11 protein-coding genes are annotated in these 13832 nt (G+C 43.9%); 2 read left to right on the plus strand and 9 right to left on the minus strand.

The features are described 5' to 3' along the window. Nucleotides 1-123 precede the first annotated feature (123 nt). From A5877_RS02880 to A5877_RS02895, 4 genes are all read right to left on the minus strand, one after another. Nucleotides 124-1209, minus strand: a complete 1086-nt coding sequence (locus A5877_RS02880) for a DivIVA domain-containing protein (protein ID WP_086316329.1) — start codon at nt 1207-1209, stop codon at nt 124-126. Nucleotides 1210-1997: 788 nt separating this feature from the next. Then, nucleotides 1998-2726: a GntR family transcriptional regulator gene (locus A5877_RS02885; RefSeq protein ID WP_008378710.1), complete on the minus strand. Its 729-nt coding sequence runs from the start codon at nt 2724-2726 to the stop codon at nt 1998-2000. Between the two features lie 101 nt (nt 2727-2827). Further along, nucleotides 2828-4183, minus strand: a complete 1356-nt coding sequence (gene celB, locus A5877_RS02890; protein ID WP_086316330.1) for a PTS cellobiose transporter subunit IIC — start codon at nt 4181-4183, stop codon at nt 2828-2830. After that, a complete protein-coding gene (locus tag A5877_RS02895) occupies nt 4167-4679 on the minus strand; it encodes a hypothetical protein (RefSeq protein WP_086316331.1) in 513 nt (170 codons plus the stop codon). The genes celB and A5877_RS02895 overlap by 17 nt, the downstream gene beginning before the upstream one ends. Before the next feature lie 418 nt (nt 4680-5097). Between A5877_RS02895 and A5877_RS02900 the strand changes: the two genes are divergently transcribed. Beyond that, nucleotides 5098-5466, plus strand: coding sequence for an iron chaperone (locus tag A5877_RS02900; RefSeq protein WP_005235074.1), 369 nt, complete (start codon nt 5098-5100; stop codon nt 5464-5466). Between the two features lie 77 nt (nt 5467-5543). On the opposite strand, the gene A5877_RS02905 is transcribed toward A5877_RS02900, so the two are convergent. Beyond that, nucleotides 5544-6884, minus strand: a complete 1341-nt coding sequence (locus A5877_RS02905; RefSeq protein ID WP_086316332.1) for a peptidoglycan DD-metalloendopeptidase family protein — start codon at nt 6882-6884, stop codon at nt 5544-5546. A gap of 282 nt (nt 6885-7166) precedes the next feature. Here A5877_RS02905 and A5877_RS02910 point away from each other — a divergent pair, with 282 nt between their 5' ends. Then, nucleotides 7167-7598, plus strand: coding sequence for a GNAT family N-acetyltransferase (locus tag A5877_RS02910; RefSeq protein WP_086316333.1), 432 nt, complete (start codon nt 7167-7169; stop codon nt 7596-7598). Between the two features lie 286 nt (nt 7599-7884). Here A5877_RS02910 and A5877_RS02915 read toward each other — a convergent pair whose 3' ends face one another. Genes A5877_RS02915 through kdpB form a run of 4 tightly spaced genes read right to left on the minus strand, consistent with a single transcriptional unit; the run spans nt 7885 to nt 13826 of the window. Continuing rightward, entirely contained in the window at nt 7885-8586 is a 702-nt protein-coding gene (locus tag A5877_RS02915) for a response regulator transcription factor (protein WP_016613477.1), read from the minus strand. Nucleotides 8587-8597: 11 nt separating this feature from the next. Beyond that, a complete protein-coding gene (locus A5877_RS02920) occupies nt 8598-11198 on the minus strand; it encodes a sensor histidine kinase KdpD (RefSeq protein WP_008378731.1) in 2601 nt (866 codons plus the stop codon). A gap of 12 nt (nt 11199-11210) precedes the next feature. Next, nucleotides 11211-11747 carry a potassium-transporting ATPase subunit C gene (locus A5877_RS02925; RefSeq protein WP_086316334.1) on the minus strand — a complete coding sequence of 179 codons (537 nt, stop codon included), beginning with the start codon at nt 11745-11747 and terminating at the stop codon, nt 11211-11213. 48 nt (nt 11748-11795) lie between these two features. Beyond that, nucleotides 11796-13826 (minus strand): potassium-transporting ATPase subunit KdpB, encoded by a 2031-nt coding sequence (gene kdpB, locus A5877_RS02930; RefSeq protein ID WP_016620534.1) that lies wholly within the window; start codon nt 13824-13826, stop codon nt 11796-11798. Between the last annotated feature and the right edge of the window lie 6 nt (nt 13827-13832).

The raw sequence follows: 13832 nt of genomic DNA on the forward strand, positions 1-13832 counted from the left end.
TAGTTGTTGCCTGTGATTTCTTATACAGCATATATGGTCCTAGTGGGTTTCCCTCCTTTGTCGTGTCGCTCTCGGAAATTATTTAGCAGACCTTTTCGTCTATTCCGACTCATAACCTTCTTTTTAGTCTGGCAGATTCAACACTTTGCTATGCTGGATCAACTGCTCAAACAACCCTTTCGATTCATGATGAAACGTCGTAAGTCGTTCTTGGTATTGCTTGATCTCTTGACGGATTTTCATCACTTCCATCGATGCTTCTGAAATGATCTTGTGGGCTTCATTTTCCGCCATCTGACGTCTTCTGTCGGCTTCCAGTTCTGCTTCAGCAGCGGTTTCCCGTGCTTTTTCTTTTGCTTCGATCAAAATCGTCGCCAGCTCGTCCTTCATTTGTTCGACCTTTGCCAGCTCACGTTCCAAGTCACGCTGTAAGACATTCTTATCTGCCAATTGTTCGACTCTTGAACGTTCGAGATCCCGATATTTCGCTTCCGCTTCTTGCAAGCGCAAGTTCAACTGTTGATTTTCATTTTCAAGCGAAGTGATCCGGCGCATGCTTTCGACTTCTTTTAATTTGTAGTTTTCGATTATCGCCGCTTTTTCTTCTAAATGAATCGCTTTTTCTTCAAAAGCCTGGACTTGCTTGCTTTTTTCTTCTAATTCTTTTAGCAGTTCATCTTCTCTTTGACGCAATTGTTCGAGCTCTTCTTCTACTTCGATCAATTCGTCTTCTTGACTCGTCAACTGCTCAATTTCTTGCTCATAATTGGTTTTGAGGGCTTCTTGTTGACGTTCTGCTTCTTTTAACTGCTGCTGTAACTCGTTGTAGCGCATTTGCAGCTGCTTGTTTTCATAAATGATACTTTCTTGTTGCGTCGCTTGCGAAGCCATCCGATTGATGGATTCTTGTTTGTTTTCCAATTGCTTGGTCAAATGTTCGACGGTCTTGGTCAGTTGTGAAACGGTATTTTCTAATGCCAGCAGCTCTTCTTGGGCATCATCGTCATACTCGTCTTCCTCGTATTCTTCATCCTCGTACTCATCGTCCTCGTACTCGTCGTCCTCATATTCTTCATCGTCATACTCATCGTCATCATATTCTTCATCATCGTACTCGTCTTCGTCGTACTCTTCTTCATCATATTCCTCGTCGTAGACATGAACGCCTTCGTAAGTTTCTTCATCTTTCTTTTTGCGAAATAATGCCATGTTACCCCTCCTGATTCCTCACTCATCGATGATTTGATTCGTTAACAATTTAGTGTGTCTACAAATTGGTCTGCTTGTTCGTCTGCTTTCGTGAAAAGTTGCACTTTCGCTGTTCTATCCGCGGTCGTTCTTTCAAACGAGCTGACGTTTCTGCTGTGACCTTTTGAGCAGTGATGTCCGTTTCCTTCTTGCCATCATTCGTTCAAAAAAAGAAAGCAAAAACCACCACACCCCTTGATTTCCACGACCTCCATTTATTTTGGAGGATAGAAATCAAGTCAGTGAATCGGCCTGTTTCTCAATAAAATAGCCATTAAACGAAAAGACGGCTTCCGTTCGCAGAACATCTGTTGTCTATTTGATAGTATCAAAGCAAAAACAGATTGAAAAATCAGATATTTCTTCACTTGATGAAATATCTGTCAGAGCAAGTCGTTTATCCACATGATATTGTTAAAAATTGAGCAAAATATCTTCGTGTTAAGGAAACGAATGGTCTTCTTTAAACGATCTTTATCTTAAATCAACAATCACGCCTTCTTAACCGCCGATCAATCCCCTCAAAAAAAATCAGCGACCTTATAAGCCAAGGTCGCTGATCGATTCTTTACCTATTATATAGTTTTACTGCTCAGTCATCTTTCATCTATTGGAAGCGATCCCTTTTCTCTCAGTTTGAAAGCCGGTTCCTGTCTACCGATCTGCAACTGTAAGTTTTTTTCCCTAATGGGCTGCTTTTCTATTGCCTTCAAAAAAAGAAAGAACCGTTTCTTGAAAATCCATTTTCTTTAAACGAACAACTTTTTATGCATGTATAAGGTCGCCATCCGATAATCATAATGGATCATCGAAAAGGCTAATAGTTCGCCATTTCTCAGATAGCTGTCGTCTCGTACGATCAGTGCGGGCATACCTTCTTCTAGATGAAAAAACGCTGCTTGTTCCTGTGATAACGGTTTGCTTTGAATGAACTTGTCGATGAAGGCGACTGTCAGTTGTTTTTCTTCTGCCAAAGCTTGGAACATTGACCCCTCCATCATTGTTTCGGAGATCTCCCCTACGATTTCAGGTATATAATAGGAACGCTCAATCAAATACGGTTTGTCATCTAGCGTGCGAAACCGTTGGACTTCGATAAAGTGCTGATCTTTCGCAAATTGTTTTTGACTTGGGAGAAACAACGCCTCTGATACTTTGACCAGTCGCTTTGAGGCTTTGACCGTTCGAATGTTTTTCTCGCCCCGTGTCAAGTCTTCATTGAAGCCAAGATCTCCTTGTTCAATGGTCGGTTTTTGGTTGTTATGAAAACGAATATACGAGCCGCGGCCTTGCATCTGGTAGATCCAGCCCATCTTGCTCAACTTATTGAGGGCTTGGCGTAACGTATAACGAGAAACTGGATAAATTGCCAAAAGCTCTCGTTCACTAGGCATCTTCCCCTGCTCATTTCCAATGTCACCGGCTTCGATCTTTCTGATCAATTCTGCTGCTAAGTCTTCAATACTGAGTTTCGTCATCTGCCTACTCCTTTCCTTGCGATTCTCTACTACTATTATCGTCTTTGGCGTAAAAAAAGCCAGCTATTTTTCATAGCCGGCTTATCAAAAAAACGGATAGATTATGCCTTCGTTGCGTTTGCTTGTTCGTCCTTATATAATTTGCCATCATACATTTTGATGAATGGGAACCAAATCAAGAAAGCAACGACTGCACAGATGATTGCTAAGACAAAGGCACGCCAGTCACCACCTGAACCAATAAAGCCGGATAAGCCAATTGGAGTTGGCCACGCTACTTGGGCAATCGGTGGGTTAACAAAGCCTAAGTTGATGCCAAAATAAGCAACGGACATTGAAACCATCGGTGCTAAGAAGAATGGGATCGCTGTGTACGGGTTGTATACCACTGGCATCCCGAACAAAATCGGTTCATTGATATTGAAGAAGGATGGCACGATCGCTGCTTTTCCTAAAGCACTTAACTGCGCTGATTTTGCAAAGAAGGCGATGAAAATCACCATTCCTAACGTCGCTCCTGAACCACCGATCGTTACGAAACTATTGTTAAACTCACCCGCGAAGGCAATGTTGGCACCATTTTGGTTTTCCACCATATTCGACAATACGATTGGCGTCAAGAACGAGGTCACGATCGTTGCCCCATGAATACCCACGATCCAGAGCGCATGCATGAAGAAGTAGATAACAAGTAGTCCGACCCAGGTACTGGTCAATTGCGTCACGAAACTAAAAGGAATCGCAATGACTTTGAAAATATCTGTGCCCATTGCGACTAATGCACCATTGATGACGATTACAGCTAATGAAGTCAGTGCCGTTGGGATCAATGCTGTAAAAGAGGAAGATACTCCTGTTGGCACTGTGTCAGGCATTTTGATGACAATATTGCGTTTCACGCAGAATGCGTAGATTTTTACGGCAATAATCGCCATGATGATCGCTGTAAAGATCCCAGTTGTTCCTAAACGAGTCACCCCGCCAGCCATTTCCCAACCATCGATGATTTTTTGGTCATCAGAAATGACATTAACTAATGTTGCCATACCGCCTTCAAAAACTAATTGTGGCAAGCACATAAAGAACGCCATCATTGAAAGCAACGCGCCATTGACTGGGCTAAGAACGATTTTTTCTTCTTGTGCTTGGATTTTGGTGTACTCGTAACCAAACACGACACAGAAGTAAAGTGCTAAAATCCCCATCGTTGCGGTATTACCTAACATGTAAAGATTTTGGATCTTATCGAATGACGCACTCCAAATGCCCTCTAATGCAGGGAAGCTTTGTGGCAAAACGCTAATGATCAAGAACATAGATCCTACAATAGTGAAAGGAATCGACGCCATCCCGGCTGCCATGACCCCACGAACGATCCGTAATTGTGAGATTTTCCCCATTGGACCCATTAAGTAGCGGTCCAAGAAGGCAAACATTTTGTTATTTTCTGAATCCATTGACTGTTCCTCCTTGAGTTTCAAATGTAGTCAAATACGTGAAATATTTGTCGCGGTCATGCTCGATCAACCACGCTTTACGCTGGATGAACAGGCACGCGATCATGCCGACAGTAAACAAGGCAAGTAAGATGCCTCTACCCGATTGATTCATAAAAGGAATCAATGTTGCTTGCTGTCCGATCAAAATAAATAGAATTGCAATCAGATTGACACCGAATTGGAGCCAATATCCGATTTTTGTCACCAGTAAACGATTCGATTGCTGCCAATATTTTTGAGTTTGTTCAATAAGTATAAGTCCATCAACGATCAATAAGGCAATGGGAATCAAACCAGCCCATGTCCATTGAGACAGACTCAATATGGTCCAATAAAGATTGACAAAGAAAAAGATCGCAGTCATATAACGAAAAAGTAAAAAACGATTAAACCGCATACTTTTGTTTGCATATTCTTTCTTGGCTGCTTGGGTTACCGGTTTCCTTTTGGTCACAAGTCCTCCTCCTTTCTTTTTGCTTTCGCTCAACAACTTGTTCGAACAAGTTATATTCTAGCAGAATTCTTGTTGAATGCAACCGATTTCTTTTTGAAAGTTTTCTCTGAAAATAACCTGCTTTTTCATTTGTTATTTCTGAAAAGTTAAGCTGATCTCAAGGAACCTTGCAGGATAATACTGGAATGTTCCTGATGTTTGGCTTTTGTTCGAGCAGAAAAAAAGTTGTTTTTAGCGTTACTTTTTGCAAAAAATGTTTGTTTCTGAAGGCTTTATCCCCCATGCAAGGCAACAGGTTTGTCAACTTACTAACTTTACAGTACACTCTAAGTAACAAAATAGTTGATTTCAAACATGCGTTATTTTTATTAATCGACATTGCCTGTACTCGTTCCTTAAAACGAAAGGAGATCTCCCAATGGATGTATTAGAAACTTACTTAACCAGCATTGAAGATCCAGTAAAACAAGAAAAACTGCGTGCCTTATTTGCCGCTATTACCAAGAAATTTCCTGACCTCGTTCCAGTCATTAAATGGAATCAGCCGATGTTCACCGCACATGAAACCTTTATTATCGGTTTCAGCGTTTCAAAACCGCACTTTTCTGTCTCTCCAGAAACCAAGTGTCTTGAACAGTTTATCGATGCCATTGAAAAAGCTGGCTACAGCCATACGGATAACATTTTTCGCATCAAGTGGACTGAGCCGATCGATCAAGCATTGATTGAAGACATGATCGCTTTCAACCTGAAAGACAAAGCGGAGATGACCCGCTTTTGGCGCTGAGCCAATTGAGACTTCGTAAAAGAATAGCAACCAAAAAATCCGCAGAAGCCTGTTCGCTTCTGCGGATTTTCTGACTATTATAAGCCCAATTCTGGTGCCGGATCAAAGAATCCTGACCATAAGCTTGTTGACATCCCTAAATGTAGATGGACGCCAGTTGAATTCCCAGTCGTTCCCATACCGCCTACATATTGTCTAGCTGAGACGCTTTGTCCGACCGAGACAGCTGGCAGTGTACTAAAGTGCATGTAGTAGCTGTAAATGCCATTGGCATGTTTGATGATCACATAGTTACCAGTTGACGGACCATAGCCCGCTTCGACAACTTCGCCTGCTTGAATCGCATAGATCGGTGTTCCTGTCCCCCCGGTAAAGTCGATGCCATTATGTTGATTTCCTGATGCCCCTGTTGGATCTGTTCGATACCCAAAACGACTCGAAATATGAACCGAATCGACTGGCATTTGCCATCCACCTGTGCTTGCTTGTTCTTTTGGCTCAGTTGCTTGCTGCACAGGTGCAGGAGTAGCTGCAGGTTTTTCTGACGACACCGATGTTTCTGACGACACTGCGGCTTCCGTCTTCGGCTGTGCTGCTGCCACTGCTGCTTGTTGAACGGCAGGATTTTCAGCAGTTTTAGCTGACTCGGCTTCTGCTGCTTGCTGGCGTTTTGCTGCTTCTTCTGCTTCTTTGCGCGCTTTTGCTTCTTGTGCTTCTTGCTCAGCCAGTTGCTTCAACGCTGCTTCTCGTTGCCGTTTTGCTTCTGCTTGGTCCGCTTCCAATCGGTCTTTTTTCTCTTCTTCGGTGTTCAATGCCAAGGCAAGGTCCGCTAGTTCAACTTCTTGATTCAATTTGACATCAGCTAATTCCGCTTGTTTTCCTTGCAATGCGTTTGACTGCTCTTCGATCACAACCAATTGTTCCTGCAACTCTTTTTCCAATTGCTGGCTCGTTGCGATATCTTCTTGCTGTTGTTCGACGATGCTATTGCTGGCATTCATGATCGTTACTGAAGCAATCGCCCGTTGAATGGCTTCTCCGATGGATTCAGCATCAACGATTTTTTGGAACAACCGATTGGAAGGTTCAGACGTTTGAATGTCACGCGCTTGATTCGCCAGTACCTCTGTGCGCTTGATGATTTTTTCTTCAAGGACTTGGATCTCTTGTGCCAAGGCATTGACTTCTTCTTCCGTCGTCGTTTTCTTTTGTAGGATTGCTTGGATTTCTCCTTCAATCGATTGAATCTCTGCCTCTGTGGATCGTTTCAGTAATTCTAATGAGGTAGATTCATTTTTTATGTCATTGATTTTTTCATTTTGCTGCTGGATCTTCTGATCAAAGCTGTCTGCGGATACCGTCACGACAGGCAGCGTCAGCAAAACAAGTGAACTTGCAACCAAAAGTGTCTTTTTCATTTTTTCTCCTTAACTAGATGTGTCTTATCGCTTTCTCTAGCATACCGAAAGATTTCATTCTTAGGGCTGTTTTCACACAAATAACATCTGGCTGCAAGAAATTGACATCTAGCTGAAACAAAATTGTTAGAATATTTCAACGAAAAAGATTGCTTTTCTTCGTCATTTAACCTTCGTTACTTATCAAGCGGTTCGTCTCCTGACCGATTGTCTACGAAAGTGCCGCGATTCGCAGCAATCAGTACTGGACCTATGCTATACTGAATAAAAACGGAGGTTCTCATGATACAACAAGTGACCCAATTTACTGATTCTGAATTAGAAACCATCGCCCAGATTTGGCTGCAAAGTAATTTGGATGCCCATGACTTTATTTCGGCTGCCCATTGGCAAGATAACTATGATTTTGTGAAAAAAGCCTTCTCTGATGCCCTTATTTACACCTATTCGGTGGATGATCAGCCCGTCGGCTTCATCGGGATGTTGGGTGATTATATCGCTGGTATTTTCGTTTTGAAAGACTATCGTGCCCACGGCATTGGCAAGCAGCTTTTACAAAAAGTACAAGCAGAACACGAGAAGCTGACTCTGAATGTCTACAAAAAAAATACAGCTGCTATTGCGTTTTATCTCAAAAACGGCTTTACCATCGTTTCTGAACAACTGGATTCTGATACCAATGAAATCGAAAACACCATGGAGTGGCATCGTTGATGCTGCTCTTTTTCCTATTTTTTTCTACCTGTTAGTTAACGAACCCTTTGGAAACTGTTTAATAAAAAAAGTATAACTGATCAAACAACATATTTCCCAGCAATACATATAGGACAAATATACAAAATTTGAATGAGCGACATTTTCCCCTTCGTGCAGTCCCATCTCCCCTTGGATTGGCACTGTCAAATGGTATAAAGCAGTGGATACTATGGTCATCGATGCAATGAAAGTAAACAGCCTCCTCCTAAATTTTAGGAGGAGGCTGTTTAGGATTGAATCGAACTTATACAGAAGATTCTGCTGGATACTCCCGCAAGCGATACCCGACGCCGATTTCAGTGATCAAATATTCTGGCTGCAGCGTATTGGTTTCGATTTTTTTGCGAATGTTTGAGATATTGACTCGTAAGGTTTGTGCATCCGCTGCAAAAGGTCCCCAGACTTCACTGGTCAGCGTATCGTAAGTGACGACTTTGCCTAAATTCTTGAACATTACTGCCATGATACGGTATTCGTTTTTGGTCAAATGGATCTCATTTTGATTCTTGTACAGGATTTTCTTCTCAAAATCGATCGTTAACTCCTTGTTTACGAGAATCGGGCTGCTGCTAAAGGCAGCTGACTCCTTGTGCCGCAATGCCGTGCGGATACGGGCAAATAATTCATTGGTACTGAAGGGCTTTGTTACATAATCATCGGCACCGAGGTCTAACGCTTGCACTTTGTCTTGTTCATCTTTGCGGGCAGAGATCACGATGATCGGTGTGTTCATGCGCTTACGAATGATTTTCAACAGCTCCATGCCGTCAATGTCCGGTAAGCCCAGATCCAGCAAGATGAAGTCGATAGTTTCTTCCTGCAAGAGCATCAATGCCTCCATGCCCGTGCCAACTGACGTAAAGTTGTAGTGTTCTCTTTGCAAGACGACCTCCATAAAATCAACGATATTCGAATCATCTTCAATCAATAAAAAATGTCGCTGCATGCTCTTCCTCCTTACTGCTTTAAATAAATACGAAAGATGGTACTGCCGGCTTTCGTTTCGATCGCCAATTTGCCTTCATGGGCATGGATGATGGTTTTAACGATACTCAGTCCGATGCCTAGTCCATTTTTGGAATCCACCGGCACTTCGGTGTCATTAGTCAAATTCGCTTGGATTTTTTGGTATTGCCCTAGGGGGATCTCCCCTTGGTTCTCGATTTCAATGACCACTTCTTGCTCCTGAAAAACTCGCAAGAAAATCGGTGTATCGGCGGTTCCATGGCGTACGCCATTTTCAATCAAATTAAACAAGGCTTGTTCGATCAAGATTGGATCGACTTTGACAAAAATCAGCTGATCGGGCATCTTCACGATGATTTTTTGTTGCGGATAGACTTTTTTTAGGTGCGTTAAAACCGCTTCGATAATTTCTTCGATTGGTTCTTCACTGCGCTTGACCGCCATGTTAGTCAAATTGATGCGGGTCACCGACAGTAAGTTTTCGACCATGCGGATCAACCACTGGGATTCACTTTGGATATCTCCTAGCAGCTTTTGTTTCGTTTCCTTTTTGATCGCGCCTTCGGTTTCGCTCAATGTTTCGGCAATGCCAGAAATCGTCGTCAGTGGCGTCCGCAAGTCATGAGAAACCGCACGCAGTAGATTGCTGCGGACTTTTTCCCGTTCGTTTTCCAATTGGATCTGTTCTTTCTCACTCGCCAGAGAGACTTGCTCCAACACGGTCGCAATTTGGGTGATCACAAGGCGCAAGTAATTCAATTGACTATTGGCCAACTGATGCTCCTCGTTGCGTTCTACCCCAAGGGCGCCTAGTGGTTTGCCGTTTAAAACGATCGGCAAGTAAAATCCATTGGCACCAATCAGAGTATCTGTGCCGCGACCGGCTTCTTTTTGATTTTTCACGACCCAAAAAGCGACGGCTTTCTCATCCTTGCCAGTCAGTTGAGACAATGTTTCTCTTGAAGAATGCAGACTTCTCAAGTGACCTTCCCTGTCATATAACGCCACTTCTCGCTGGAGTAAGCGTGCCAAATAGGTGGTCGTACTTTCATAAATGTCTTGCTCATTCCGCGTTTCCATGTATTGTTTGTTCAACTCATACAATATCTCCATTTGATGCTCTTTTTCCTTGGCATTTTCTGCCTGGGTCTTCAATCGAACCATCAAATTACTGATCATTAAGGCAACGATCAGCATGATCACTAATGTGATTGGATAGCCTGCTTTATAGACCGTCAAGGAATACAAGGGTTCGACAAAGAACCAATTGTAAGAAAGGACACTAATGATCGATGCCATGGCACTCCAAAGATAGCCACTTGTGTAACGTGCCACTAAGAGAACAAAAAAGATATAAACCAGCATCAAATTCTGATCGCCGAAATGTAAGTACTGCATGCCTTCTGTCACTATGGTGGCGAGCATGATCAGCCCAAAGGTCAAGGTGAAATCTCGACCACCGCCTTCAAATAATTGCGAAAACGTCAGCCGTGGTCGCTGCATTTTTTCTTTAAAAGGAATCAAATGGATCTCAATATCATCAAGGCGCCGAATCAAGCGGTCTTCCAAATCCTCGACAAACAATTTTTGGAACCACTTCTGAGAAACCTGTTTCCCCATGATAATGTCACTGGCACCCGTCATTTTGGCATACTCTACGATGGTCTCAAAACTGTCATCCGCTTCGATGTTGATGACTTCTGCTCCCAAACGCTCTGCCAATGGCACCTCGGTAGGTGTATCATCTAATGATCGAACTTGAATCACCGTCCATTCCGCCCCCACTCCTTGGGCTAAGCGGGCGGTCCAACGAATGCATTTCTCTGCCATTTTAGGCAAGCGATCATCAATAATCGTCAAAAGCTTGCTTTGGACTCGTTTTCGACCGCCGTTCATTTGATTGATATGATTGGAAGCTTTTTGGATCGCTAGTCCACGTAAATGATCAAGTTTTTCTGGCGTAAAAAAGTTTTTTAGTGCCCGCTTGGCATTTTCATCGGCATAGATTTTGCCTTGTTCCAACCGATCAATCAGTTCGTCTGGTTCAACGTCCACCACTCGTAAGCTGGCGTGCTGGAAAAAGGTGTCAGGCACCGTTTCTCTGACTTCCACTTCCGTGACCTTTTCCACGATGTCATTCAGACTTTCGATATGCTGGACATTGATGGTCGTGTAGACGGTGATTCCTGCATGCAAAAGTTCATCAACATCTTGGTAACGTTTTTTGTTTCGCGCACCAATGGGATTGGTATGTGCTAACTCATCGATCAAGACGATATCTGGTTTTAGTTGGATCAGTCGATCGATATCCGGCTCATATAGGGTCAATTGCTTGTGCTGGTATTGCTTTAATGGTACTTGTGGTAACCCTTCAAGCAATCGATTGGTATCGGGACGTTTGTGGGGTTCGATATAGCCGATCACCACATTTTTGCCCATGAGCAAACACTCATGGGCTTCGGTTAACATCGTATAGGTTTTTCCGACACCGGCAGCAAAACCGAAAAATACCCGCAGCTTGCCACGTTTGGGGCCAAATCCGGCTTGCAGCAGCATCTCTTCTGGGATCGTCTGCTGGTTGTTTTCACTCATAGATGCTTCCCCCTATTCTTCGGGTAATTGATCGAGCTGCTGATTCAAGGTCATGATATTGACATATTCTCTCGTGGAGAACAGATCAGCTACTTTATTTCTGTTTATTATATCATGAATTGTTTGTTCATCGATGCCTCTTGTGTCAGCGATCCGCGGCAGTTGGAAAAGTGCCGCTTCGACACTGATATCAGGATCAACGCCACTACCCGAAGCGGTCACGAGATCGATCGGCACACTGGTTTGGGTTGGGTTTTCTGCCAGTAACGCCGCTGTCCGCTCAGCTACAGTCTTTTTTTGGGTCGGATCATAGGGCGACAATTGCGAAACGGTTTGATCACGGCCTTGGAAGTAACCTGTTTGGTCAAAGGGTTGCGCAATTAGCTCAGACCCTTTGACCGCTCCATCTTCCACGATTTGACTGCCGTTGGCTTGATGGGCAAAAAAGACTTGTCCGACACCGGTGACCAATAATGTATAGAGACCGCCAAATAGCACGGTACTAAATAGTAAAAATTTGATACTGGCAAAGAGGGTGTTCTTCATCATGTTTTCCTCCTAAATGACTCTTTGTCTCTGATGGACTTCTCTTTTCTCTTATAGTAGAACAGCTGACAAAAGCAAATCTACTAGCTTGATACAAATGAATGGTGCGATGATGCCGCCTAGGCCGTAGACGACAAGATTGTGCCGCAGCATTTGGCTGGCTGGTTTTTCTTGGTATTTGACCCCTTTTAACGCCAGAGGGATCAAGGCGATGATCACGACTGCATTGTAGATGACTGCGGACAAAATCGCCGTTAAGGGACTACCAAGATTCATGATGTTCAGCGCTGCGAGTTCTGGATAAATCGCATAAAACAGAACAGGGATCACTGCGAAATATTTGGCGATATCATTCGCGATACTAAAGGTCGTCAATGCCCCACGGGTCATCAGCAGCTGTTTACCGATCTGCACCACTTGCAGTAATTTGGTTGGGCTGGAATCAAGGTCGATCATATTGCCCGCTTCTTTGGCTGCTTGTGTACCAGTGTTCATCGCCATTGCCACATCGGCTTGGGCGAGTGCGGGTGCATCGTTGGTTCCATCCCCCGTCATCGCCACCAAATGCCCTTTTTCCTGATATTCGCGAATCAGGTTCATTTTGTTTTCTGGTGTTGCTTCGGCTAAGAAATCATCGACGCCCGCTTCGGCGGCAATAGCAGCTGCCGTCAAGGGGTTATCCCCGGTGATCATGATCGTCTTGATGCCCATCTTTCGCATGTCGGCAAATTTTTCTTTGACGCCGTTTTTCACGATGTCTTTTAAATAAACGACCCCGAGTACCTGGCCATTTTTCACTACGACCAATGGGGTTCCACCAGCTTTAGCGACTTTTTCCACGATCTCGTCACATGCAGTGGGATAGGTCTGCCCTTTTGCCGTCACATATTGCTTGATCGTATCAGCAGCTCCTTTACGGATCTCATCACCACGATAGTCGATCCCAGACATCCGGGTTTTGGCACTAAAATCGATCCAATGGACATCAGCTTGCTGAAATACCCGTTCACGAATATTGAAGGCTTCTTTGGCTAAAATTACGATACTGCGTCCTTCTGCCGTTTCATCGGCAAAAGATGCCAACTGCGCTGCATCTGCTAACTCTTTGGCGGTGACCCCCGGTACCGGTAAGAACTCGCTGGCACGGCGGTTTCCCAGAGTAATGGTTCCTGTTTTATCTAGCAGCAAAACATCCACATCTCCTGCAGCTTCAATCGCGCGTCCACTCATGGCGATGACGTTTTCTTTGGTCAAACGGCTCATTCCAGCGATCCCAATCGAGGAAATCAAGGCGCCGATCGTGGTTGGTGCGAGACAAATCAGTAAAGCGATCACGATCACACTGGAAATCGCCATTCCCCGACCAGATAACTGACTGCTAAAATCAGTAAAGGGAATCAATGTGATGGAAACAGCCAAGAAGATGATGGTCAGTGTCACTAAGAACAGCTGCAAGCCAATCTCATTGGGTGTTTTTTTCCGCTGTGTCCCTTCCACCATCGCAATCATCTTATCCAAAAAAGAATGACCATTTTCAGCGGTCACTTTAATGACCAAGTAATCGGAAACGACTAAGGTTCCTCCCGTGACTGCACTACGGTCGCCACCAGATTCACGAATGACAGGTGCTGATTCTCCTGTGATGGCACTTTCGTCCACCGAAGCAGCACCTTCCACGACATCCCCATCGGCAGGAATTTGTTCGCCAGAAGGAACATAAACCAAGTCGCCTTTTTTCAAATCGGAGGAACGGACTTCGATAAAAGCCTCTTTGGCGACATCTTCCAAGGACATGACTTTGTAGGTCATGATGTCTTTTTTGGCTTGCTTCAAACTATCCGCTTGTGCTTTGCCGCGCCCTTCTGCTACTGCTTCGGCAAAATTGGCAAACAATATAGTCAACCATAAGAAGACGGTCACACTGATGCTAAACCACAACGGGACCGTTTGTTCTTGAAAACATAAAATCGTTGTCAAGATCGCCCCTAGGTAAACCACAAACATCACGGGGTTTTTGATTTGTTGGCGAGGGTCCAATTTCTTAAAGGATTCGCCGATCGCCCATTGATAGATTTTTTTCATTTTTTC

This window comes from Enterococcus sp. 3C7_DIV0644 (assembly GCF_002141235.1).
Classification (GTDB): Bacteria; Bacillota; Bacilli; order Lactobacillales; family Enterococcaceae; genus Enterococcus_D; species Enterococcus_D entomosocium.